At 68.0% G+C, this 23,225-nt stretch carries 19 protein-coding genes; 8 read left to right on the top strand and 11 right to left on the bottom strand.

The window, feature by feature from the left end; translation table 11 throughout:
* Both G6039_RS25615 and G6039_RS25610 read right to left on the bottom strand, forming a co-directional pair.
* On the bottom strand, positions 1–1,365 hold a 1,365-nt coding region (locus G6039_RS25615), incomplete at its 3' end, for an IS1380 family transposase (RefSeq protein WP_043797180.1).
* Between the two features lie 125 nt (positions 1,366–1,490).
* Positions 1,491–3,122: a ferritin family protein gene (locus G6039_RS25610; protein WP_029546748.1), complete on the bottom strand. Its 1,632-nt coding sequence runs from the start codon at positions 3,120–3,122 to the stop codon at positions 1,491–1,493.
* 164 nt (positions 3,123–3,286) lie between these two features.
* On the opposite strand from G6039_RS25610, the gene G6039_RS25605 reads away from it, so the two are divergent.
* Both G6039_RS25605 and G6039_RS25600 read left to right on the top strand, forming a co-directional pair.
* Entirely contained in the window at positions 3,287–5,104 is a 1,818-nt protein-coding gene (locus G6039_RS25605; RefSeq protein ID WP_029546749.1) for a sigma-54-dependent Fis family transcriptional regulator, read from the top strand.
* A 118-nt stretch (positions 5,105–5,222) separates the two neighbouring features.
* Positions 5,223–6,680, top strand: a complete 1,458-nt coding sequence (locus tag G6039_RS25600) for a catalase (protein ID WP_006932116.1) — start codon at positions 5,223–5,225, stop codon at positions 6,678–6,680.
* A 46-nt stretch (positions 6,681–6,726) separates the two neighbouring features.
* Here the strand turns inward: G6039_RS25600 and ggh are convergent, their stop codons facing one another.
* Entirely contained in the window at positions 6,727–8,064 is a 1,338-nt protein-coding gene (ggh, locus tag G6039_RS25595) for a glucosylglycerate hydrolase (RefSeq protein ID WP_006932115.1), read from the bottom strand.
* A 214-nt stretch (positions 8,065–8,278) separates the two neighbouring features.
* On the opposite strand from ggh, the gene G6039_RS25590 reads away from it, so the two are divergent.
* The 4 genes from G6039_RS25590 to G6039_RS25575 all read left to right on the top strand — a co-directional run bounded on the left by G6039_RS25590 (position 8,279) and on the right by G6039_RS25575 (position 13,494).
* Positions 8,279–9,388 carry an alcohol dehydrogenase catalytic domain-containing protein gene (locus G6039_RS25590; RefSeq protein ID WP_006932113.1) on the top strand — a complete coding sequence of 370 codons (1,110 nt, stop codon included), beginning with the start codon at positions 8,279–8,281 and terminating at the stop codon, positions 9,386–9,388.
* A 655-nt stretch (positions 9,389–10,043) separates the two neighbouring features.
* On the top strand, positions 10,044–11,774 hold the full coding sequence (gene ctaD / locus G6039_RS25585) for an aa3-type cytochrome oxidase subunit I (protein WP_164528139.1): 1,731 nt from the start codon (positions 10,044–10,046) through the stop codon (positions 11,772–11,774).
* Between the two features lies 1 nt (position 11,775).
* Entirely contained in the window at positions 11,776–12,003 is a 228-nt protein-coding gene (locus G6039_RS25580; RefSeq protein ID WP_006947519.1) for a hypothetical protein, read from the top strand.
* A 255-nt stretch (positions 12,004–12,258) separates the two neighbouring features.
* Positions 12,259–13,494, top strand: coding sequence for a fatty acid desaturase family protein (locus G6039_RS25575; protein WP_006947521.1), 1,236 nt, complete (start codon positions 12,259–12,261; stop codon positions 13,492–13,494).
* A gap of 177 nt (positions 13,495–13,671) precedes the next feature.
* Here the strand turns inward: G6039_RS25575 and G6039_RS25570 are convergent, their stop codons facing one another.
* The 3 genes from G6039_RS25570 to G6039_RS25560 all read right to left on the bottom strand — a co-directional run bounded on the left by G6039_RS25570 (position 13,672) and on the right by G6039_RS25560 (position 14,869).
* Entirely contained in the window at positions 13,672–13,959 is a 288-nt protein-coding gene (locus tag G6039_RS25570; RefSeq protein ID WP_006947522.1) for a hypothetical protein, read from the bottom strand.
* 137 nt (positions 13,960–14,096) lie between these two features.
* Positions 14,097–14,387: a hypothetical protein gene (locus tag G6039_RS25565; protein WP_051446122.1), complete on the bottom strand. Its 291-nt coding sequence runs from the start codon at positions 14,385–14,387 to the stop codon at positions 14,097–14,099.
* Positions 14,384–14,869, bottom strand: a complete 486-nt coding sequence (locus tag G6039_RS25560) for a hypothetical protein (protein ID WP_043801015.1) — start codon at positions 14,867–14,869, stop codon at positions 14,384–14,386. Before G6039_RS25560 ends, G6039_RS25565 begins: the two co-directional genes overlap by 4 nt.
* 484 nt (positions 14,870–15,353) lie before the next feature.
* Here G6039_RS25560 and G6039_RS25555 point away from each other — a divergent pair, with 484 nt between their 5' ends.
* Positions 15,354–15,596: a hypothetical protein gene (locus tag G6039_RS25555; protein WP_206531344.1), complete on the top strand. Its 243-nt coding sequence runs from the start codon at positions 15,354–15,356 to the stop codon at positions 15,594–15,596.
* Between the two features lie 748 nt (positions 15,597–16,344).
* Here the strand turns inward: G6039_RS25555 and mhpA are convergent.
* Genes mhpA through G6039_RS25530 form a run of 5 tightly spaced genes read right to left on the bottom strand, consistent with a single transcriptional unit; the run spans position 16,345 to position 22,190 of the window.
* On the bottom strand, positions 16,345–17,886 hold the full coding sequence (mhpA, locus tag G6039_RS25550; RefSeq protein ID WP_043801021.1) for a bifunctional 3-(3-hydroxy-phenyl)propionate/3-hydroxycinnamic acid hydroxylase MhpA: 1,542 nt from the start codon (positions 17,884–17,886) through the stop codon (positions 16,345–16,347).
* Positions 17,883–18,239: a DoxX family protein gene (locus G6039_RS25545; RefSeq protein ID WP_006947529.1), complete on the bottom strand. Its 357-nt coding sequence runs from the start codon at positions 18,237–18,239 to the stop codon at positions 17,883–17,885. Before G6039_RS25545 ends, mhpA begins: the two co-directional genes overlap by 4 nt.
* Positions 18,236–20,125 carry an acyl-CoA synthetase gene (locus tag G6039_RS25540; RefSeq protein WP_043801025.1) on the bottom strand — a complete coding sequence of 630 codons (1,890 nt, stop codon included), beginning with the start codon at positions 20,123–20,125 and terminating at the stop codon, positions 18,236–18,238. Before G6039_RS25540 ends, G6039_RS25545 begins: the two co-directional genes overlap by 4 nt.
* Positions 20,122–21,060, bottom strand: coding sequence for a fumarylacetoacetate hydrolase family protein (locus G6039_RS25535; protein WP_043801027.1), 939 nt, complete (start codon positions 21,058–21,060; stop codon positions 20,122–20,124). Before G6039_RS25535 ends, G6039_RS25540 begins: the two co-directional genes overlap by 4 nt.
* Positions 21,057–22,190, bottom strand: coding sequence for a VOC family protein (locus tag G6039_RS25530; RefSeq protein WP_006947534.1), 1,134 nt, complete (start codon positions 22,188–22,190; stop codon positions 21,057–21,059). The genes G6039_RS25535 and G6039_RS25530 overlap by 4 nt, the downstream gene beginning before the upstream one ends.
* A 141-nt stretch (positions 22,191–22,331) precedes the next feature.
* Between G6039_RS25530 and G6039_RS25525 the strand changes: the two genes are divergently transcribed.
* Positions 22,332–22,994 (top strand): TetR/AcrR family transcriptional regulator, encoded by a 663-nt coding sequence (locus G6039_RS25525; protein WP_029546761.1) that lies wholly within the window; start codon positions 22,332–22,334, stop codon positions 22,992–22,994.
* The last annotated feature ends 231 nt before the right edge of the window (positions 22,995–23,225 follow it).

The following is a 23,225-nucleotide window of genomic DNA, read 5'->3' as shown; positions in this document are numbered from 1 at the left end:
GGGGGTGGCTGCGGGTGGGCTGCTCGCGATGCGGAACAGGTTGGACCAGGCCTGTTTCCATGCCCAGTCGGTGGGCAGGTGCAGGGTCAGCCGACGAGCGGAAGAGGCGATCCGGGCCGGGACGTTGATCAGGTGAGTACGCAGCGTGGCCCAGCGGGCGCGGGCGTGCCGGGCCGAGGCGGCGACACCGGCGGCGCGAGCAAGGTTGAACGCAATCACCGTGTGCGCCAGCCAGGCGGCGTTCGCCGCGTACTTGCCCGACGGCAGATGCGCGAGCGGACCGCCCTTCAGCTCGGCGATGACCTGCTCGACGATCGCGTGGTCACGGTGCCGGGCGTCGGCCTCGATCGTGGTCAGGGCCGAGTTGGTGACAAACGCGTGATGACGATGGGTGGTGAACAACTCGCCCTGCCCGGTGTCTGCGGCCGGGTTCAACCGCTTGACCCGCCGCACCACCAGCCGGCAGGTCACATGCTCACGCTTGCGACGGGAGGTGAAGATCGTGACCTCGGTTTCGGCGACCTCGGCGTCGGACACCCACCGATTCTCCTGCTCGTCGTAGACGGCGTCGGGATAGTCGATCGCCGTCCACGCGGCCTCGTCGATCGAGGCGATTGCCTCCCTGATCTGCGGGTTCATCCGGGCGGTCACCGAAAACCAGGCTCCGGCCCGCCGCGCGGCGGCGACGAACGCGTGACAAAAGTACGCCGAGTCCGCCCGCGCGAGAATCTGCCCACTCGCCCCGGCGGAGCGGGCGCAGCCGATGGCCTGGGTGAGCAGCCGCCCGCACCCGGTGTGCGAGGCGACGTTGCCGCGGCGGAGCCGGGCGCGGGCGATCACCGGCGCCGCGGACGGGGTCGAGAGCACCGCGACCTGCGCGTTCAGTCCTCGGACCCCGGAGTACCCGAACGCCGCGGCTTGCTTGGCGTAGCCGTGGACCTGACCGATGGTGTCGTCGACATCGACGAACGCGATCTCATCCGCCCCGTCGAGCAAGCCCGGCAGCCGCGTGGTCAGGCCGGCCAGCAGACGCGCCGCCACGGCGTCGAGCTGCTGAACATGCCCGTGGGTAAACGACCGCAGGTAGGTGCCGAGCGTCGACGGCGCCCGCACCCCGCCGAACAGTCGGTTCATCGCCCCGTGGCGGAGAACATCGAGGTCATCGATACTGTCGGCGCCGGCGAGCATCCCCGCGACGATGCTCGCGGACTTGACCGCCGGGTTCGGTGAACCGACGCTCAGATGCCGGCCGAACAGCTCGTGCAGGCCGGCGGTCTCGGCCAGTCGCATCACGGGTACCAGCCCTGCGGCCGACACGAGGTTCGGATCATCGAAAACCGGCGTGACGGTGTGAGATGCTTTCACCTGCGAGATGCCTCTGTTCTGGTGCCGGAATCTTTGTGTGGTAACTCAGATTCTCCTGCCCGGCAGGGGCTCTCGCGTTCTACGACACGCTCACACCGTCACACCCGCGGTGGATCCCGGCTGAATCAGGCAGGAACTGCGCCGCCGGCGCGGTACGCGGCGATGTGGGCGTCGCGTTCTGCGTCGGACATCTGGTTCAGCAACACGTTCGGGCTCTGGAAGGTGTTGCCCCGCACGTCGTCGAGGGTCCACATCTTCTTCGGGTCGAGGTCGAGGTGCGGCTGACCGACGAGGGTCTTGCCGTCGTCGCGCACGTACCCGAGGTCCTGCACGATGTCGGCGAGATCCTTGTCGTGGTGCAGGGTCTCCCATTCACGGAAACCGGTGAGGCGGCCCATGTTCGGGGTGGGACGTCCCTCGTACTCGCTGCGGAACGCGACGGCGTCGGTCCAGTAGCAGGTCTCCGAGCAGTAGGTCCGCCACTGGTCGTCCACCTTCTCCACGACCATGTCCTCGCGGATGAGGGCGGGCACCATGCACGTCCAGCAGCGGTGCGGGTACTGGTATCCCACCTCCTCGAACGCGATCGGCTTGTTGCGGCCGGGGTAGGCGAGGCGGTTGTAGTTCTCCCACCACTTGCCGTACTTGGAATACCAGCCCGGGTACTTGTGCTCGAACCACTCGAAGTCCGCGTCGGTCATGGCGTCGATCCGCCAGTAGTTCACCGGCCAGCCCGTCGCGAAGAACCGGGCCACCTCGTGGACGTAGCCCTTCTCGGTGATGCGCTTCCACGCCTCCTCGACGAGGTCGTGCGGAATGGTCAGCCCGTACTTCTCGAGCGGGATGAGGTAGCTGCGGTAGTAGTCGTCGTAGATCCACCGCCGCCACATCTCGGCGTAGCTCTCGCGATCCTTGCGGCGGTCCTTGGTGCCGTACTCGATGAAGGTGCCGATCGCGGCGTCGACCACGCAGTGGTTGTTCCACCACGCGTAGCGCAGGTCCCGCTCGAGCAGCGGCCGGTTCCGCTCGTCGGCCAGCGCCATGAGCAGGATCGAGTAGCCGTTGGAGATGTGCCGCGACTCGTCGGACTGCACCGAATGGAACACGGTGGGCAGCAGGTAGTCGCCGTTGGCGGCCGCCTCGTCGGGCATCGCCACGAACAGGGTGTTCGTGAAGGCCGTCTCCGCGACCACGGTCAGGTAGATGTTGGCCGCGGTGATCGCGTCACCGGTGATGAAGCCCTCCCCGAACTGCCGGCCGATGGTGCCCGCGTAGTTGTTCGCGAACGCCTTCTCGGTCATGTCGAACCCGGCGGGGTCGATGTAGTTGTTCATGTAGAGCTTCTTGAGGTTCATCTGGATCGTCGAGTGACGAACCTCGTCGATCATCTGCACGGCGAGCCCGTTGTGGATCTCGGGGTTGGGCACCGCGTCGATGGCCATCGGCATCGCGCGGGCCGCCGAGATCTCCGGGAACGGGATGATCGAGAGGAACAGCTTCTGCCACTCCAGCCAGCGCTGCTGGACCTGCCGGAACATGTTCCCGCGGATGGCGCCGTCCATCGCGCCGTAGACCCGGTTGTCCTTCTCCTCCTCCATGGGGAAGTAGGACCGCATGATCTGCTTGAGAGGGTCCTTCTTGGGGGCCTTCTCGAACGTGTAGTCGGTGCCGAAGCGGGTGGCCGGCGTCGCGAACGTCGGTTCCCACGACAGCTCGGTGATCTTCGCATGGGCCTTGGTCAGGCTCTGCCTACTCAATGTGCGCCTCCTGGATCGGGAGCCGGCTCGGTGCCAGCCGTGGACGGTGGGGTGTGGATGCAGATACAACCCGCGGGCGCCACCCCGATCTGTCTCAATGTGAGACGCAGGTCACATTCGGCACAATTACCCTTGTGGACGCAGGGCCCGATGAGAATGTCCCCGTGACAACTCCAGACGACCGGGAGACCGAGGTGGGTGAATTCAGCCGAAGCAGTTCCCAGGACCACACGTCACTCCGGGAGGCACGCGAGGCGTTCCACTCGGCCGATCAGGCCGCGGACGATCCCGGCGACCGCCGGGTCCGGAACTGGCTGCGGGTCTCGTGGCTGCGGTCTCGGGCGGCGAAGGTCGACGTGGACCGCCCGAGCGCCGGCTACGTCGAACCGCTCCCGGTCGACACCGTCCTCACCCGCGCGGCCCGCCCGGTGCTGTCCGCGCTGTCGGCGGAGATCGAGAACGAGCCGGTGTCCCTGATCCTCACCGACGCCAAGGGCACCGTGCTCAGCCGCTACGGCGGCGACCGCGGCCTGCTGACCGCCCTGGACCGGGTCGACCTCGCTCCCGGCTTCCGCTACGCCGAGTCCCAGGTGGGGACCAACGGCATCGGGACCGCGCTCGAGGTCGGTGCACCCCTGCTGATCCGGGGGGACGAGCACTACAGCGGGCACCTGCGGTTGTTCTCCTGCGCCGGGGCCCTGGTGACGCACCCGATCACCGGGACACTCCTCGGCGTCGTGGACCTGACCACCAAGACCGAGAACACGAACTCGCTGCTGTTGTCCTTCGCCAAGCTGGCCGCCACCCGCATCAGGGAACGGATCCTCGAGGAGGCCAACGAACTGGACCGGGCCCTCCTGCACGACTACCACGCGGCCTGCCAGCATTCGGGTCGCCCGGTCATCGCCGTCGGCGACGAGGTCCTGATGATGAACGCCCAGACCCAGCAGCAGTTCGACTCACGCGACCAGGCCGCGATCATCGACCGGACCCGCGACGCCCGCGGGCGGGCCGAACCGTTCACGATGCTCGCCGACCTGCCGAGCGGGATCACGGCGCGGCTGTCCTACCAGCCGACCTTCGTCGAGGACAGGCTCGCGGGCGGGGTCGTGCGGATCAAGGAGCAACTCGCCCGGACCCGGAGCCCGCGCGCCGCGAAGCAGCCGGCGTTGCGCGCGCTGGCCGGTCGCAGCGCGCAGTGGCAGCACACCGTCCACGGCGTCGTCGAGGCCTGCCGGCGACGGGAATGGCTCGTGCTCGACGGCGAGCCCGGAGTCGGCAAGACCGCGCTGATCCGGGCCGCGCACGAGCACGTCCGGAGCGACCGCGGCCTCGCGGTGCTCGACGCGGCCGCGGTCGACGGCGGGGAGCTGCTGGAGCAGGCGTCGGCTACGCTCGAGGGCGGCTCCGACCTGGCGGTGCTGCACGCCCATGCGCTCGGCGACGACGATCTCGCCGGTCTCGGCCAGCTCCTGCAGACCGTCACGCCGGACACCCTTCCGGACGACCCGTGGGTGGCGCTGACCATGCAACCCCCGCAGGAGGAGAGCGACACCCACTCCCTGCTCCGACTCTTTCCGAAGACGCTCTCCGTTCCCCCGCTGCGCCATCATCTCGAGGACGTCCCCGAGCTGGTGCGCTTCCTCCTCGACGCCGCCGGCGCCACCGACCTCACGCTCTCGCCGGCCGCGGCGAACCAGCTCATGCGACTGTCGTGGCAGGGGAACGTGACCCACCTGCGCAGCGTCCTCGAGGAGACCTGCCGGCGCCGCCGCTCGGGGACCGTCGAGATCGGCGACCTGCCCGCCGAGTGCCGGGCGACGACCCGCCGGAACCTGACCCGGCTCGAGTCCCTCGAGCGGGACGCGATCGTGGACGCACTGGCCCTGCACGGAGGCGACAAGGCGGCGGCCGCGAAGGCGCTCGGCATGTCGCGGGCGACGATCTACCGCAAGATCCGCGAGTTCGGCATCACCCTCTGATTCCGAATATCAAGTGCCCGTGTCAAATTGAGACACCGGGACACCGCTCCTCAGGAAACACTGCTGAGCGCAGAGACGTTCGCCCCGCCAGCCTGGGGTGACCAGACAGGAGTGATCGATGACCGACCACAACGGACTCACCACCGCCGCCGGCGCGCCGGTGCCGGACAACCAGAACAGTCTCACGGCCGGGGCGCGCGGACCCATGCTGCTCCAGGACGTGTGGTTCCTCGAGAAGCTCGCGCACTTCGACCGCGAGGTCATCCCCGAACGACGGATGCATGCAAAGGGTTCCGGAGCATTCGGCACCTTCCGCGTCACGCACGACATCACCCGGCACACCAGGGCCGCAGTGTTCTCCGCCGTGGGCAAGCAGACCGAGGTGTTCGTCCGGTTCTCCACGGTCGCGGGGGAGCGCGGTGCCGCCGACGCCGAACGCGACATCCGCGGCTTCGCCGTCCGCTTCTACACCGAGGAGGGCAACTGGGACGTCGTCGGCAACAACACGCCGGTGTTCTTCTTCCGCGACCCGCTCAAGTTCCCCGACCTCAATCACGCCGTGAAGCGGGACCCCCGGACCAATCTTCGCGATCCCGAGAACAACTGGGACTTCTGGACCAACCTGCCGGAGGCACTGCACCAGGTCACGATCGTCATGTCCGACCGCGGCATCCCCGACGGGTACCGGCACATGCACGGATTCGGCTCGCACACCTTCTCGTTCGTCGATGCCGAGGGCACCCGTTCGTGGGTGAAGTTCCACTTCCGCACCCAGCAGGGCATCAGGAACCTCACCGACGAGGAGGCCGCGGCCGTGATCGCCGGCGACCGCGAATCCGCCCAGCGGGACCTGTACGAGGCGATCGAATCCGGCAACCACCCGAAGTGGACGCTGTACGTGCAGATCATGCCCGAGGCCGACGCGGCGACGTACCGGTACCACCCCTTCGACCTGACCAAGGTGTGGTCCAAGAAGGACTACCCGCTCATCGAGGTCGGCGAGCTGGAACTGAACCGCAATCCGGACAACTACCACGCCGACGTCGAACAGGCCGCCTTCTCCCCGGCGAACATCGTTCCCGGCATCGGGTTCTCACCCGACCGGATGCTCCAGGGCCGGCTGTTCTCGTACGGGGACGCCGCGCGCTACCGGCTCGGCGTGAACCACCACCAGATCCCGGTGAACTGCCCCCGGGCCGCCGCGCACGTGAACTCCTTCCACCGCGACGGCGCGATGCGCGTGGACGGCAACCAGGGCAGCGTCCCGAGCATCGAACCGAACTCGTACGGCCGCTTCCGGGAGCAGCCCGAGTACGCCGAACCGCCGCTCGCGGTGGGCGCGGTCGCGGACCGGTTCGACCATCGGGCGGACGACGAGAACTATTTCGAGCAGCCGGGAATCCTGTTCCGCGGCATGTCCGCCGAGCAGCAGACCGTGCTGTTCGAGAACACCGCGCGTGCCATCACAGGGGCATCGGCGGCGACGATCGAGCGGCACATCGCCAACTGCACCCAGGCCGATCCGGCCTACGGCGAGGGAGTTCGCAAGGCCTGCGAGGCACTCGGCGCGCTGTGAGTCCCGTGGTGTCCCCCGGCCCCGTGCGGGTGCGGGGGACACCGCCTCACCCCAGCCAGTCCAGTACCGCGGCGGCGGTCCACGACTGCTGCATGCTGCCGAGCGGCTCGCCGGTGAACGGCTCGTAGTACTCGGCGAACGAGCCGTCGCTGGCCTGCCGCAGACCCTCCGCTCGCAGCAGGTGAGCGCGCTCCGCCCACCCGCGGCGGGCGAACGTCCACGAGAACAGCCACGTCATCACCGGCCACACCGGCCCGCGCCAGTACTCGCGCGGACGGAAATCCCGGGAGACGGGGGAGGTGGACGGCGGCACCGCGTAGCGCAGGTCGGGGTGGCCGCAGAACTTCGGGCCCTCGAAGGTGCGCAGCAGGGCCCGTTCGGTGCCGCGGGGCAGGCCACCGCACAACAACGGCGCGAACATCGCGAGCGTGTCGGTGGCCATCCAGCGGCCGCTGCGCAGGTCGAAGTCCTTGGCGGCGCCGGTGCGCGGATCGGTGGTGTCGAGCACGCCGCGGCGGAACCGGTCGGCGTACTCGTGCAGCTCGCGGACGTCGGCGTTCGGACGCGAATGCTCCTCCCCGATGACGGCGAGCACGTCGCACGCGAGCGCGAACACGGCACTGACGAACACGTCCTCGACGGCGAAGCTCATGGCCGTGGCCAGGGCGTCGTCGTCGTAGCGCACTTCCTTCATCTCCTCGAGCAGCCACAGGTAGCGGGCGTACTCGGCGTCCGTCGGCCGCTGACTCGGGTCGCCGACGTGGGCGAGGTCCTCGCGCCGGAACGTCGGCACCGCGCCGGCGACGACGTTCGCGTAGGCCGCGTCCCACCGGGGCGAGTTGTCCATGCCCGATTCCCAACCGTGGTAGAGCGCGATGCGGCCGTTGCCGTCGAGGTCCCGGGCGCGGGCCAGCCACCGGTGCCAGCGCACCAGGTCGGGCCAGCGGCGGTCGAGGAACTCCTCGGCGACGGCGCGGGTGCTGCGGCCGTGCCGGCGGCTGTGGTCGAGGATGCGCTGCACCGCGATGGCGTGCACGGGCGGCTGGGTGATGCCCGACGTCTGCGGGCCCAGTGGCGCGGCGGCGGCGAGATCGGTACAGGCCCAGCGCGCCGGACCCGGAAAGTAACCGTCCACCCCGCTCGCGAACACGATGTGCGGGATCATGCCGTTGCGCCACTGCGCCGAGAGCAGGGTGTCGAGTTCGACGACGGCCCGCTCGACGCTCAACGGGGCCAGCCCCACCGCGACGAACGCCGCGTCCCAGCTCCACATGTGCGGATACAGCTTCGGGGCGGCACTGGTCATCGTGCCGAGGTCGTTACCGCGCAGCAGGTAGGCAGCCCGCGCGGCGAGCTGGGTGTGGGTGAATCCGCGGTCCGGCATCGCATCATTGTGCGACCGTCCCGGCGTGGGCGCGCGCCGAGGGGCAGGTGGACCGCCCGTCGCGGGGTGCCGGAAATCGGACATCTTCACGCGTCCCGACCGTTGTTTCTGTCCGAAACGGCGCATCGATCGGTGCCGACGCCCACCAACCTTCCCGCACGAGATCTACGGTGGGATCCGGAAACCGTCCCGCGGACCCGAGGAGTATCGGCAGATGAGGATCACCGGCGCAGTCCTGGAGGAGATCGGCCGGCCGCGGCCGTTCGCCGAGTCGAAACCGATCAGCGTGTCCGAACTCGAGCTCGACGCGCCGGGACCGACCGAGCTGCTGGTAAAGATCGAGGCGGCCGGGGTGTGCCACTCCGATCTGAGCGTCGTGGACGGCAACCGGGTCCGCCCCGTACCGATGCTGCTCGGGCACGAGGCGGCCGGCCGCATCGTCGAGGTGGGCTCCTCCGTCGACGACTTCCGGGTGGGGCAGCGGGTGGTCATGTCGTTCCTGCCGAGATGCGAGGCGTGCGACAGCTGCGCGGAGGACGGCCGGCTGCCCTGCACGACCGGGTCCGCCACCAACAACGCCGGGGAACTGCTGCACGGCGGCCGTCGCCTGCACCGCGACGGCCACCCGGTGCACCACCACCTCGGGGTCTCGGGTTTCGCGACGCACGCGGTGATCGACCGCGCGTCGGCCGTCGCGGTCGACGACGACGTGCCGCCCGACGTCGCCGCGGTGCTCGGCTGTGCCGTGCTCACCGGCGGGGGCGCCGTTCTCAATGCGGCCCGGCCGCGGCCGCAGGACAGCGTCGCGATCGTCGGCCTCGGCGGGGTCGGCATGGCCGCCCTCCTCACGGCCGTCGCGCAGGGCGTCTCGCGCATCGTCGCGATCGACACCCTCGACGACAAGCTCACCCGCGCCCGCGAGCTGGGAGCACACGAAACCTACACGCCGGCCGAGGCGGTCGAGCGGGGTGTCAAGGCCCGGTACGTCATCGAGTGTGCCGGCAGTGCACGGGCGTTCGAGACCGCGTTCGGTCTCACGGCGCCCGGCGGCACGACCGTGACGGTCGGCCTGCCCGCGCCGGCCGCGACGGCGGCGATCTCCCCGTTGACGGTGACCGCGGAGGCACGCACGATCGTCGGCAGCTACCTCGGTTCGGCCGTGCCGCGCCGCGACATCCCCCAGTACGCGCGGATGTGGCGGGAGGGCCGGCTCCCGGTGGAGGAACTGATCTCCGCACGGATCCCCCTGTCGCGCATCAACGAGGCCATGGACCAGCTCGCCGACGGGCTGGCCGTGCGTCAGGTCATCATGTTCGACGACTGACGGTAAGAGGCCGGGTGCCGGTCGGTCCGGGACCAAGGTCCCGGACCGGATATCTTGCGGGAAGTGGTTTTCCGGACGGCCGAGCGACCCGTCGAGCGGCACGGGACGAGGTGCCCGGCCGACTCGGCCACTCGGTCCCTCGCTGGGCGCCGGAGTGCTCCGGCCGATGGGCACAGTCGGCGGGAGACTTTGGGCCCTTTCTCCGAGTCCTCGGTCCCGCCGACGGCGGCAGAGTCGAGGGAGCGCTCCCGGTCCCGCCGGTGTGCGGTCGGTGCCCGCACCGCCCGGCTCGCCTGCGCGCGAGCATGTCCACACCTGTGGAACAACCTGTTGATCAGTACCTTTCGGCCCGATCGACTACCGCCTCGGCTCCCGCGCCCGTCCCGTCTGTCCGGGCACAGCGGCCGTTGCCGACACCCGCCGCCGGGCCTTCGCCGCCCCGCGGACGTGCTCCACGTCTCATTGCCGATGCGGATGCCGCGGTGCAAGAGTCAGCGCGCCGACGGTCGACGGCTCCGCTCCGTTCCGGGACGAACGCCTGCGCCGCCGTCTCGTCGGCCGAACGGGAGGACGCGGATCCACCCTCTCGCGGCAGCAGGTCGGAGCTCGATGCCCCACCCGGACGACGGTGGGGCCGAAGTCAGGAGTCGTGGTCATGGTTGATGTCGCGCCGATACTGAGGAGGCCGGACGCGCAGCGGCCGTATCCTCCGACCCGCCGCCCGAAGGGCTCGACGATCCTCACGGTCGTCACCTCCACCGACCACAAGGTCATCGGCGTGATGTACATCGTGGCGGCCTTCGCGTGGTTCCTCATCGGCGGCCTCATGGCGCTGCTCATCCGTGGTGAGCTCGCCGTGCCCGGCCTGCAGTTCCTGTCCAACGAGCAGTACAACCAGCTGTTCACCATGCACGGCACGATCATGTTGCTGCTGTACGCGACTCCGGTGTTCTTCGGCTTCGCCAACTATCTGCTGCCGCTGCAGATCGGCGCTCCGGACGTGGCCTTTCCCCGACTCAATGCGGTGGGCTTCTGGCTCTACGTCTTCGGCGGGCTCATGGCCGCCACCGGCTTCCTCACCCCCGGAGGCGCGGCCGACTTCGGGTGGACGGCGTATGTGCCGCTGACGAACTCGCTGCACTCGCCCGGCGTCGGTGCCGACCTGTGGATCCTCGGACTCACCGTCGGCGGTCTCGGCACGATCCTCGGTGCGGTCAACCTCATCACCACCATCGTGTGCCTGCGCGCCCCCGGCATGACCATGTTCCGGATGCCGATCTTCACCTGGAACACCTTCATCGCCTCGCTGCTGATCCTGCTGATCTTCCCGCTGCTCGCGGCGGCGCTGATCGCCCTGTTCGTCGACCGCCAGTTCGGCGCTCACATCTTCGACCCCGGAACGGGCGGAGTCATGTTGTGGCAGCACCTGTTCTGGTTCTTCGGTCACCCAGAGGTGTATGTGCTGGCGCTGCCGTTCTTCGGCATCGTCTCGGAGATCTTCCCGGTGTTCTCGCGCAAGCCGATCTTCGGTTACTCGGGTCTGGTCTACGCGACCCTGGCCATCGCGGCGCTCTCGATCGCGGTGTGGGCGCACCACATGTACGCCACCGGCGCCGTGCTGCTGCCGTACTTCTCCTTCATGACCTTCCTGATCGCGGTGCCCACCGGCGTGAAGTTCTTCAACTGGATCGGCACCATGTGGAAGGGCCAGCTGACGTTCGAGTCGCCGATGCTGTTCTCGGTCGGTTTCATCGTCACCTTCCTGTTCGGCGGCCTGTCCGGCGTCATCCTCGCCAGCCCGCCGCTCGACTTCCAGCTGACGGAGTCCTATTTCGTCGTGGCGCACTTCCACTACGTGCTGTTCGGCACCATCGCCTTCGCCACCTACGCCGGCATCTACTTCTGGTTCCCGAAGATGACCGGGCGCATGCTCGACGAGCGTCTCGCCAAGTGGCACTTCTGGCTGACCTTCCTCGGCTTCCACACCACGTTCCTGGTGCAGCACTGGCTGGGCAACGAGGGCATGCCGCGCCGCTACGCCGACTACCTGCCCTCGGACGGGTTCACCACCCTGAACATCATCTCGACCGTCGGTGCCTTCGTGCTCGGCGCCTCGACCCTGCCGTTCCTGTGGAACGTGTTCAAGAGCTACCGGTACGGCCAGGTCGTGACCGTCGACGACCCGTGGGGTTACGGCAACTCCCTCGAGTGGGCGACGAGCTGCCCGCCGCCGCGGCACAACTTCTACGAGCTGCCGCGCATCCGCTCCGAGCGCCCGGCGTTCGAGCTGCACTACCCGCACATGAGCGAAAAAATGCGGTCCGAGGCGCACGTGGGCTGGGGTTCGCACGCCCAGACCGCTCGCGCGATCGAGGGGAAGCACTGACATGGAGGACGGACGCCGGTTCCGCCGGTACACGACACTCGGCGAGACCCGCACCCGCCCCGACCCGACGGCCCTGCTGATCGCGATGCTGGTGCTCGCGGTGCTGCTCGCGTCCCCGTGGTGGCTGGCCCCGGCCCCGGCCGTGCTGCTGATCGTCGCGGCCCTCGCCGGCACGGTCGCGGTCGGTGCCACCAGCCGGAGGACGATCGTGCCGACCCGGTGGTCTTGACGTCCCGCCCGGGCTGAGTACTGCATCGACAGTGTCTGATGTGGGGGTGTGTGGTGGCGCGCGGGCACTGGTCCGGCCGGCGCTGCGCCAGTTCGACCAGTGCCGGCACCAGGCGGAGATTCCGTGGAGCATGTCGTCGCGCCCCTGCGGGAGCGTGGGTACGGCGCCACGGCGTGTGCACGCGAGGCTCCGGCCGCCACCACATCCTTACGGTGCCGTAACTTACGGTGTCGTAACTTACGCTAGGGTAGTCGCATGGCCATCTCAGATCTTCAGGAATTCGCGCATCTGACGGACGCGGATGTCGAGGCCCTCGGCCGAGAGCTCGATGCCCTCCGGCGCGACATCGAGGACTCCCGCGGCGAACGCGACGCCCGATACATCCGCAACACCATCAGGTTGCAGCGCAGCCTCGAGCTCGCCGGGCGAGTGACCCTGTTCGGCAGCCGGCGCCGTCCGCTGTGGTTGCTCGGCACGGGTCTGCTCGGCGTGTCGAAGATCATCGACAACATGGAACTCGGGCACAACGTGATGCACGGGCAGTGGGACTGGATGAACGATCCCGAGATCCACTCCGCGAGTTGGGAATGGGACAACGCCGACCCGTCGGCGCACTGGAAGCAGACCCACAACTATCTGCACCACAAGTACACCAACATCCTGGGCATGGACGACGACGTGGGATTCGGCCTGATCCGGGTCACCCGGGACCAACGGTGGAAGCCGTTCAACGCCGGCAACCTCGTCTACAACGCGTTGCTAGCGCTGCTGTTCCAATACGGCGTCGCCATCCAGCACCTCGAACTCGGCAAGGTCGCCAGGGGCCGGGACGACCGTGCCGAAACCAGCCGTAAGCTGCGTGAGGTGGGCCGGAAGGTGGGCCGACAGATCGGCAAGGACTACGTGTTGTACCCGGCCCTCACCGGGAGGGCGTGGAAGTCCACCCTGACGGCCGACATCACTGCCAACGTGATCCGTAATCTGTGGACCAACGCGGTGATCTTCTGTGGGCACTTTCCCGACGGCGCGGAGAAGTTCACCAAGGCGGACGTCGACAACGAGAGCCAGGCCCGCTGGTATCTGCGACAGATGCTCGGCAGCGCCAATATCTCCGGTGGTCCGTTGATGGATTTCATGACGGGCAACCTCAGCTATCAGATCGAGCACCACCTGTTCCCGGACCTGCCGTCCAACCGGTATGCCGAGATCGCCGTGCGGGTGCGCGCATTGTGCGGCAAATACGACCTGCCCTACACCAGCGGTCCGCTCGCGGTGCAGTACCTCAAGACGTGGCGCACCATCGCGAAACTGTCGCTGCCGAACAAGTACCTCAAAGACACTTCGGACGCCGCCCCCGAGACCGCATCCGAACGCGGCTTCGGCGGGATGCCGGTTGTCGATCCCGTCACCGGCCGGCGGCGCGGACTGGCCACCACGATCCGCGCGAACCGCCGGATTCGTGGCGTGCGGCGACTTCTGGGGATGCGCTGATCGACGCGTAGGTGTTTCGAAGTGCCGTCGTGCGGACTCACAGCCGGGCACGGCCGACGAGATGATCGCCGCGCACCCGCCGAACCAGTGGCGCCGCACCCCCGCCTGCACCGGACCCCGGCGCACCAGGTGCACCGACCTCACCACGGTCGCCGGGTCCCGGGGGCGGGCCGATGGTCATCCGCCGGCGCTGTGGGTTGCGGCGAAGACGACGAACACCACGAACAGTGCCGCGGTACCGAGCACGGCACCGGTGAGGGCCTCCCGATGGTTCGTTGCCAGGCCCTTGTCGACCCGGTCCAGGCCGACCCAGCCGCAGACCACCGCGGCCAGCCCGGCGGGAATCGTGATCAGGTCACCTATGAGGGGAACGAAGGCGAACACCGCGGCGGTGATTCCCGCGACAAGCGCGGTGCTACCCGCACCGTTGCGGAACGGCGACTCGGTGGAACGGTGTGGCGGCATACCAGCTCCCCATTCAGGACAAGGCGATCATGTCCGTCCATGGTGCCTCGCACCGCTGGATCTCGCCGCACTACCCGTGCGCCGGGCAGGGGCGTCTCGGCTCGGCCGCGGCGCATGCCGTGACCGGCGTCCCTGCGTCAAGGCCGGGTCTGCCGGGCACGCAGGGCGGCGATCATACGGTGGAGTTCACCGAGGGTGACCCACAGTCTGCATGCTTCGTCCTCGAATCGTTGGGCACTGACCGCGAAGCCGTGCCGTTGTTCATCGGCGGCGCAGTGCTCAGCAAAGTTGATCCGCGCTGTGACCTGCTCGAATTCTCGCTCGAGCACGCCGAGAAAGAGCTGAGCCTGTGCCCGGTCGGCACGGCGGGCCGCAGCCTCGGCATCGGCTGGCCCCACCGGACCGGGGCGGACGGATGCGATGATCATGAGAGTTCGAGGGTCGCGTCGCGGACCATGTCGAGTGTGCTGGCGTGCGAGGGGCCGGTCGGAGTGCTCGCAACAGTGTGGAGCAGCAGGGTCACGGTCGGGCGCGGGTAACGGTAGCGGGCGCAGGCCGCATCAAGGCAGTCCTCGATCACGGCACTCACCTCGCGTTGCTCCAATGCCGCAGCCGCAGGAATGCTCGCGTCCGCGATGGTGATCGCCAGTTGACTCAGTAGCACCCCGTGGCGGCGCCGGATGTGTTCCATCGCGGCGACCGCACGGTCGATACAGGCGTCCAGGCAGCGTTCCCCGGCCCCGGGAGTCTCGAGTGCGCAGCACATCCCCGCCAGGCGCAGGTGCTGTCGGTGCAACACCCGCTCGACGCCGGCATCGATCGTGCCGACGTCCGCGACGCACTCGGACACGTCGATCCAGACGTTCTGCCTCGGCCGTGATCGGGCGAACAGGTGCCAATGGGCGAGCATTGCGGACCTTCTCCTTGATCAGGTGGCCCGCGCCGTTGCGGGTCCTTCCATCCATACCGCCGCCGAGGATCGAAACGGATGCGTCTTGACGCTTTCCTTATGCTCTGGACCGAAAGCTTGATGCGGTGCTTACTCATCACCCAGCTTCGCGGGGCCCGTGGCGCCCTCGCTCGGAACGGGGGCGACTGTCGGAGGCTCGGAGCGTTCGGCATGCAGATCGGAGTACTCGAGCATCGGAGCGCATCCCGTGCCGGCGGTCGGGTTCGATCGAGCGATGCAGGAGAAGCGAATCAGAGGCGCAGGCCACAACGCGGTGTGCTGTTGCCCGCCGTGACGGGCACGGGGCGGCGGCTCCTCGGTCCGGAGGCGTAGAGATTTCGCAAGGATCCGACGGCGAGTCTTCCCTGCCGGGTCGGGACGGGCCGATGCTCGTTGGTGGTCGAAACCCGTCGACGCGAAGGAAGGATACGTGCGCGTGAGCGACATGCTGACCACGTGGATGCTCCTCGGGGCGTTCGTGACAGCCGCCTTGGTCATCCGCTACCTCAACACCGCTTCGGACCGGCCGACGGCCCGGGCACCGCTGCGCTATGTCCGCCGCCCGCCGGTGCCGCCTTCTGGGATCCCGGTGGTCCGCTACTGCTCGCCGGCTCCGGCCGCAGAGCGGACTCGACGGCAATTCCCGTCGGCCGACGACGATGTGCTGCTGCTGATCGCGGTCGGATGACCACCCTCGTGCCGCTGTGCGCGATCGGCGTGTTCGTCGATTTCACCCTTGCCCAAACGGCGATGGTGCGGCACTGATGGTGCACGCGTGGGCCCGGGTGGCGCATGCGGATACTGCTCAGTGGTACGGGTACGGTCCTGGCCGGCACCGCCGGTGCCTGGCTCCTCGCGGTTGCTTTGCCGCTGCTGGTGGCCGGGATGTGCACGATCCGCCGGACGTTCCGGCATCGCCGGTACGTGTGCCGGTGGCCGATGCCGTCGTCTGCCACACCCGCAACCGTCTCGCCTCGGTCCACGCCACCCCGTGCGAGCGTGACCTCTCACTCCGATCGGAGAATCCCGATGCTCGACGATCTTGCCCCCGTCCTGTTGCTGATCGGCGTCCCCACCCTCGTCCTGCTGACAGTTCGCCGCCTCAACCTCCGCGACTGCCGGCACGAGCCACCTGCCGACAGCCCGCATACCGGAGGCCGCACCGTAGGGTCGGAACCGCCGCACGGCCCTACCGACCCACATCCGCCGGGGTCTCGACGGACCCGCCACACGCCCCCGCGCGGGTGCGGTCCGTCGGTCGCCGATGGGGAGTGTCCTTATCGGACACTCCCTGTCGCGACAACCACACCACCGGTCCGAGTCGGCGAAGCGCGGGGGAATCGGGTCGGAATCGAGGATGACGTGGCGTGAGCACTCGGCGGCCGGCAGCTCGGAGCATCCGCACGCGTGCGCAGTGGAGACCCGTCAGGGGTGGCTCACTGTGTGAGGAACGTTGGCGAGTGGTCGGTGTGGAAGCGGGGCAGGGCGGCGCAGAGGGCGGACAGGTCGTTGCCGCTACGAAGGACGGTGCCGTCGGGCCGGACGATGACAGCGCGCGCCCGGCCGCGGCGTAGCCAGCGGTGCAGATCGGTGTCCGGCCGAGCCAGCAGGACTGTGCCACCCCGTTGTTCGATGGCGGTGCGTTCTTCCGGGGTCGGGGAGACGGAGGTGACCACCGCGAACCGGCCGGCGACGACCTCGGCGAATCGGCGACCCTCGTCGAGGACCGGATTCGGGATCAGGCGGCCCGCTCGGCTTCTGCGTAGTCGGGGTCGCTCGATGAGACTGGAGCGGCGGAGAGCCGGGGTCTCGTTGTCCATGATCTTGTCGCTGAGGCCCGGCACGCGGTGCAACAGCGGTAGGGCGACGCGGCGGATGAGATTACCGAGTTCGCCGCCCTCGGTCATGGCCATTCCGACGAACTTGGCCCGCCGGATCAGCGCCAGTGCGTGGGGCTTGCGTTCGATCTCGTAGGTGTCCAGAGCGCTCTCAGGCAGATCCCCGCGGAGGACGCCTGCAAGTTTCCAGGCGAGGTTCATCGCGTCCCGCATCCCGGCCCCCATCCCCTGTCCGATGAAGGGCGGTGTGAGATGGGCGGCGTCGCCCAGCAGAAACACGTGCCGGTCGCGCCATCGGTCCGCGATTCGGGCTCGAAAGGTGTACTCGGCCAGACGGACCAACTCCAGGTCTTCGGCCGGTGTGTTCCTTGTCCATGGCGAGATGAGGGGATGCAGTCGGGCCATTTCGCGATAGTCCTCGGCGCTCTCACCGGGATTCAGACGGAACTCCCAGCGGTAGCGCGTTTTTCCGATCCGCATGTACGTTGCCGCGCGCACGGGGTCGCACACCTGGTGCACGCCCTCCCACTCGCCGAGGTCTGCGGTGGTGGCGACGTCGACAACCAGCCAGCGTTGTTCGAACTTCAGATCCCGCATCGTTGCCTGAATCTGTTCTCTGACCATGCTGTTGGCGCCGTCGCAGCCCAACACGTATCTGGTCCGTACCGATTCGTGCACGCCGGTGCTTCGGTCGGTGAAGTCGACGCGAATGCCGCCGGTCTTGTCGTGGGCCAGCCCGGTTACTTCGACGTCGCCGCGCAGAGAGGCCCCTGGGTACCGTTCCAGATTGGCGCGCAGGATCTCCTCGAACTGCGGCTGATCGAACATGTTGGCCTCGGGGTAGCCGTGTACGCCCGGACCGGGGTCTCGGTGGAACTCGGTGAGAATTCGCATGTTCCGGTCGAGGAGCCGCAACCCGAGGCACGGCCGGGAGATCGCCGCGAACTCGTCGGCGATCCCGAGGTGCGCCACGATCCGGTGAATCTCACCGTCGAGGTGGACCGCCCGCGGCTGCGCATAGACGCCCTCCCAGCGCTCGAGTACCAGGCACTCGACCCCGTGCTGAGCAAGCAGCGTGGCGGCGGTCAGTCCGGTGGGTCCGGCACCGACGATGACGACCGGGACAACCCGCTCGCTCATCGGATCGATCCGAACAGGACGACGAGGTAGGCGAGGATCAGCGCGCTGACGAGGATGGCGGGCGTCATCTCACGCAATCCATCTCCGTTGCGTACGTGCGTAACGACGGCCCCTGCCATCAGGAGCAGGAGCCCGACGCCGGCCGCGGCGCCGAGCGCCGGTACGAGTCCGCCGAGCAGGAGACCGGCTGCACCGGCGACCTCGAGCGCACCGATACCCCGATACGTGCTGACGGAAATACCGACGTGGGCTGCCCGTTCCCGCATCGGCGAGGTTGCCGCCATCTTGCTCACGCCGAGCAGGAGGTAGAGGACTGCGAGCGAGACCGCCAGAACTAGGGATGCGGTAATCATTTGCGCACCATTACCTTCCAATTGATCGCATATCGGTCCAAGATCGCCTTGACCGCCGGTTCGCCGGCAGATCCGTCGATCTCGACAGTGGCAAGAATCGAACCGTCCGCTACGGACGCATGGATGCTGTCGACCCCTGCGATGGTGGCGAGGGCCTGCTCGAGCTCGCGCCGTGTCGCGTCCGCGCGCAGTGCGAGCTTGTAGGGCTTGCCTACCGCCGTGACGGGCAAGGCGTGGAGGATGGTCACCGTTCTGGGGGCCGCGGCCCGTTCGGGGACACGCTCACCCGCCCAGGCGTGCAGCTCTTCCTCGGTGATGCCGGCGTCTGCGGCAACGGTGACGTACGCGACGGGCACTTCGCCCGCGTGGGCATCGGGTCGTCCCACCGCGCTGACCGCGGTGACCTGCGGATGGGCCAGTAGGGCGTCTTCGATGACCGCTGGATCGATGTTGTGCCCGCCCCGGATGATGACGTCCTTCGCGCGTCCGACCAGGTAGATGAAACCGTCGCTGTCGACGCGCGCCAGGTCGCCGGTATCGAGCCACCCGTCGACCAGTTTGCCCATACCGTCCAGCACGTGTCCGTGTTCGTCGTGGGCGACAGCGTAGCCGGCGAACACCGTCGGACCGCTGATGGCCAGCACGCCGGTCGTTCCGGTGGGCAGGTCTTCCCAGCTGCCGTCTTCGCGGACGCGTACCACTTTGACCTGCTGATAGGGCATCCGTAGGCCCACCGCGCCGGGTCGTGGCGCGTCGGTGAAGCTGCGTACACTCGCGCAGGTTGCCTCCGTCAGGCCGTAGCCTTCGAGAAGGGGGACACTCGTGTGTTCCCGGAACTTCTCGACGACCGCAGTCGGCAGAGGCGACGCTCCGACCATGGCGAATCGCAGACTACTGATATCGGCGTCGACCGGGCGCTCCGCAAGGGCCGCGTATACGGTGGGCACCGCGCTCATCGACGCGATGCGGTAGTGCTCGACGATCTTCCAGAATTCGCTGAGCAGTACCGGGTCGCGGTAGCCGAGCGGGCCGGCCCATACCACACCCTGGCCCTTGAACAGCGGTGCCAACAGCGTGACCATCAAGGCATTGACATGGAACAGCGGCAGGGCGGCGAGTACCACGGAGTCCTGGTCCCACAACGAGTTCGCGGCCAGCATCCAGGCATTGGCGACCTCGTTGTCGTGGGTGTGGGCGGCCAGCTTCGGAACACCGGTGGTACCGCCGGTGTGAAACAGTGCCGCCATGTCGAACCCACGGGGGGGATCACCGGCGAAGCCGGAGGAGTCGATGTCGGCCGACAGCGCACCGAAATAGCCGATCCGCACTCCGTCGACTTCGGGCAGGTCCGCAGGGACGCCGGCGGCACCGGTGGGCCTGAGGACCAGCACTGCATCCGCCCCTCCGCTCACGGCAATCTCGTGCGCGACCTCCCATGTGTCGGCCGCAAGTTCCGGACCGGCCGCGACGAGTACCCGGGCACCTGAGCGGCGTAACAGTTCAGCGATGTGCTGCTGCGACTGTGCCGCGTTGATGGGGGCAGCGATGCCGGCAAGCTGCGCGGCGAGAGTCGCGGGGATCAGTTCGGCGCAGTTGGGCGCCATCAAGGCGACCGGGTCGTGGCGCCGCACGCCCAGACGATGGAGCAGGTTCGCGTAGCGGTGAACATCGTCGAGTAGTTCGGAGAAACTGCGCTGCAACGGCTCCCGCCACCGTGCGGCATCCGGGAGGACGGTGAGCGCGAGGCGGTCCGGCCACATGCGGGCCGCTCGGGTGAGCAAGGCATAGGTGGACTCCGGAAGCCCCCGATCTCGCAGCGGCACGGCCTCGATCGCCGTCACATCCGTGGGCGCTGCGTACCGCGGCCACAGCAGGTCGGTGGTCATCGCGCGTACCTCACCACCGTGCGCTGCCGCCCCAAGTCGATCGTCCCGTCGTCTGTGGCGACGGTGGCTTCGATGACGTCGCCGTCCTGCAGATAGTTCGAATTCCGGGCCTGGCCCGCAAAGAAGAGCTTCCATTTGACGGCCGGCGGCAGCAGGGAGGAGAGGATTTCGATCGGCTTCGGTGGGGCGCTCAGCGCCGTCCCGACCGGTGTTCCGGTCAGCAGCAGGTCTCCGGCATCGAGGCGTTGGAACCGGGTCAGCGCCTGCAGAGTCTCGGCCGGCTGGTAGATCATGTCGGCAACGGTCATGTTCTGGCGAGGCTCACCGTTGACCCAGAGCCGCAGGCGCAGGTCGGTGAACCGCTTCAGTTCGTCGGCATCGAGCAGTACGAGCGCGGGGCCGACCGGGGTGAACGTCGGGTACGACTTGGCCTCGTAGAACTGCGTTTTGGGAAGCTGGACGTCGCGCGCGGAGATGTCGTTGGTGACAACCAGGCCGGCGACGTGATCGGCGAGAGTGTCTGCGGTGATCGTGGTGCCGACGGGGAGTTCACGCCCGAAGACGAGCCCGATCTCCACCTCGTAGTCCAGTAGCCGGACATGGGCAGGACGGATCACGTCGTCGTGGGGACCGCCGATCGAACCGGATGCCTTTCGGAAGAAGGTCAACGGAATGGTGTCGGGGTTCATCCCCGCGTCCTTGACGTGCGAGGCGAAGTTCGTCATCTGTGCGACCACACGGCAGGGGGAGGTGACCGGGGAGAGCAACGAGAGGGTCTCGACGGGCACGGTGCCCTCGCTGGACGCCGCTGCCTCGACGGCTGGTCGGTCGGCCAGCAGTTGAGCGGTGGTGGTGGCCTCGGTGTCTACCCGGGCGGCACCCGTCGGTGTGACGACCCACCAGGCGTCGGCGGTGCGGAGGACAGAGATGGTCATGAGCTGGCAACTTTCAGAAGGCCGCGTAGGCGGTGGAGGTCGAATTCGTTGTCGGCGCGCAGCGCGAGGGCGATGGCGCGCAGTTCCTGGAGTGAGTCCCGACCGGGGCTCAGTCCGAGGAAGTCCTTGGTGGCGGGCGGCCCCCACTGGGCCAGTCCGGACGCGGTCATCGGTGCCCAGCCCGCCTCGAGCGTGTTGTCGAAGAGATCGCCGTCGCTGAAGTGCTCGACCATGAATCCGTCGGGGTCGCGCCAGTAGTCGAAGATCTGGCTGCCCTGGATGTGCCGGCCGATGCCCCAGGACCGGCGGTAGCCCCGGTCGAGCAGGTACTCGCCGCCCGCCGCGAGGGAGTCCAGGTCGGCGACCTGATATGCCGAATGCACATAGCGGTTGGCCGGGCCGAGAACCATCGCGAGAGTGTGATGGTCGGTGGGCGTGGCACCCCGGTCGCAGCGGATGAAGCTCATGATCGGGCCCCGGGCCCGTTGCCCCGGGTAGTAGAGGAAGTCGCTGACGATCAGTCCGAGGTGCTCGAGGTACCAGTTGAGCGTTTCGAGGTACTTCGTCGTCTGGAGCACGACGTGACCGAGCCGTTGCACGGTGGCCGGCGCGCGGGGTGGCCGCTGGGTGGCGTTCACCCGCCCGCGGTCGTGTCCGAAATTGAAGTGGAGCGGAGCCTGGGCGGCCAGCGCCGGCAACTCGAACGTGTCGGACACCACGCGGACTCCGAGAGCGCTTGGATCCACGAGGTCGACAGCGATCCCGCCGAGGCTCTCGGGGAGGGGCACGACCGCACCTCCGACTGCGTCCGCGAGTCGCAGCACGTCGGTCGAGTCGGCTGCCCGGAATGCGGGACCGACGAACCGCGAACGCGGGCCTCGGCGGATGAGCACGCAGGGCGAGCCGGGGTCTGTGCCGCGCAACTGTAGTTCGTGCGCCGTTCGGAGCGCCGTCGCAAAACCGAAGGCATGGGCGAACGCCTCCGCCCGATCGAGGTCGGGCTTCTCGAACTCCAGCCACGCGAGGTCGAACACCTTGATGATCGGCTCGGCGGCCTTCCCCCGGTGCTCGCCCGCCAGCGCGCCCTGCTCACTGTGCAGTCCGGTATGCGGGTCATGGTGGACACTCATGGACCACTCCCTTCAAGTTATGACGATATCGTCACTTACGAGGATATCGTCAGTCAAGAGTTTTTGAGGAATTCGTCACAATTGATGACGCGCCGTAGGGTAAGGCCAGGTCGGACGGATCAGAGAGAAGGGCACGCAGGCATGACGGAGCAGAACACCGACGCACCGAACCGTCTGGACCGGCGCAAGGCGCGCACCCGCGCCGCACTCGTACGCGCAGCCCAGTCGTTCATGGCGGCAGGGAAACCGACCGCGCCGATTCTCGAGATCACCCAAGCCGCAGATGTCGGGATGGGGTCCTTCTACAACCACTTCCAGACCAAAGAGGAGCTCTTCCACGCTGCCGTGGAGGAGGCCCTCGACCGCCATGGGGCGGTGCTCGACGAACTGACCGCAGATCTGGACGACCCCGCCCAGGTCTTTGCGCAGAGCTTCCGTCTGACCGGACGCCTCCATCGCAGGAATCCCGAGCTGAGCAAGGTTCTGCTCAGCAACGGTCTGAGTCTGATCGGCTCGGACAAGGGCCTGGCGCCGAGAGCTCGCCGGGACATCGAGGCAGCTGCCCGGTCGGGCCGGTTCAGCGTGCGCGATCCCGAACTGGCCATGACAATCGCAGCAGGCGCCGCGCTATGCCTGGGTCAACTGCTGCACGACCACCCCGAACGTGACGACGCGGAGGCCACCGACCAGGTCACCGAGGACCTGTTGCGCATGTTCGGCGTCTCGGCCGACGAAGCCCACGAAATCTGCCGACGCCCCTTACCCGACGCCGACTATCAGCCCCCAGCCGCAACCGCCACATAGCTCGTCTGCTTCGTCAGGATCGTCGGCAGGCGCGGCATCCCACCCGCCGTGATCTGGAACCTCGAATCCTTGGTGCGGATCGACTGCCGAGCATCACGCGGCGAGGACTAAGAGTATGTCTCATTTGGCCAGTTTCTTGAAGCAGGTCAGCGCAGCAGCGAGTTGGAGAAAGGCAGCGAAGTGCTCACCGTGACGTTCGTAGCGCATCGTCAGCCGGCGGTAGCCGCTCAG

The organism is Rhodococcus aetherivorans (assembly GCF_011058165.1).
In the GTDB taxonomy this organism is placed as follows: domain Bacteria; phylum Actinomycetota; class Actinomycetes; order Mycobacteriales; family Mycobacteriaceae; genus Rhodococcus; species Rhodococcus aetherivorans.
This window is presented reverse-complemented; position numbering and strand designations above follow the sequence as displayed.

Bases quoted from the DNA above. Each gene is read 5' to 3' on its own strand.
- G6039_RS25600 (WP_006932116.1), top strand. From the start codon at position 5,223: ATGACCGACCACAACGGACTCACCACCGCCGCCGGCGCGCCGGTGCCG.
- ggh (WP_006932115.1), bottom strand. From the start codon at position 8,064: ATGCCGGACCGCGGATTCACCCACACCCAGCTCGCCGCGCGGGCTGCC.
- G6039_RS25590 (WP_006932113.1), top strand. From the start codon at position 8,279: ATGAGGATCACCGGCGCAGTCCTGGAGGAGATCGGCCGGCCGCGGCCG.
- ctaD (WP_164528139.1), top strand. From the start codon at position 10,044: ATGGTTGATGTCGCGCCGATACTGAGGAGGCCGGACGCGCAGCGGCCG.
- G6039_RS25580 (WP_006947519.1), top strand. From the start codon at position 11,776: ATGGAGGACGGACGCCGGTTCCGCCGGTACACGACACTCGGCGAGACC.
- G6039_RS25575 (WP_006947521.1), top strand. From the start codon at position 12,259: ATGGCCATCTCAGATCTTCAGGAATTCGCGCATCTGACGGACGCGGAT.
- G6039_RS25570 (WP_006947522.1), bottom strand. From the start codon at position 13,959: ATGCCGCCACACCGTTCCACCGAGTCGCCGTTCCGCAACGGTGCGGGT.
- G6039_RS25565 (WP_051446122.1), bottom strand. From the start codon at position 14,387: ATGATCATCGCATCCGTCCGCCCCGGTCCGGTGGGGCCAGCCGATGCC.
- G6039_RS25560 (WP_043801015.1), bottom strand. From the start codon at position 14,869: ATGCTCGCCCATTGGCACCTGTTCGCCCGATCACGGCCGAGGCAGAAC.
- G6039_RS25555 (WP_206531344.1), top strand. From the start codon at position 15,354: ATGCTGACCACGTGGATGCTCCTCGGGGCGTTCGTGACAGCCGCCTTG.
- mhpA (WP_043801021.1), bottom strand. From the start codon at position 17,886: ATGAGCGAGCGGGTTGTCCCGGTCGTCATCGTCGGTGCCGGACCCACC.
- G6039_RS25545 (WP_006947529.1), bottom strand. From the start codon at position 18,239: ATGATTACCGCATCCCTAGTTCTGGCGGTCTCGCTCGCAGTCCTCTAC.
- G6039_RS25540 (WP_043801025.1), bottom strand. From the start codon at position 20,125: ATGACCACCGACCTGCTGTGGCCGCGGTACGCAGCGCCCACGGATGTG.
- G6039_RS25535 (WP_043801027.1), bottom strand. From the start codon at position 21,060: ATGACCATCTCTGTCCTCCGCACCGCCGACGCCTGGTGGGTCGTCACA.
- G6039_RS25530 (WP_006947534.1), bottom strand. From the start codon at position 22,190: ATGAGTGTCCACCATGACCCGCATACCGGACTGCACAGTGAGCAGGGC.
- G6039_RS25525 (WP_029546761.1), top strand. From the start codon at position 22,332: ATGACGGAGCAGAACACCGACGCACCGAACCGTCTGGACCGGCGCAAG.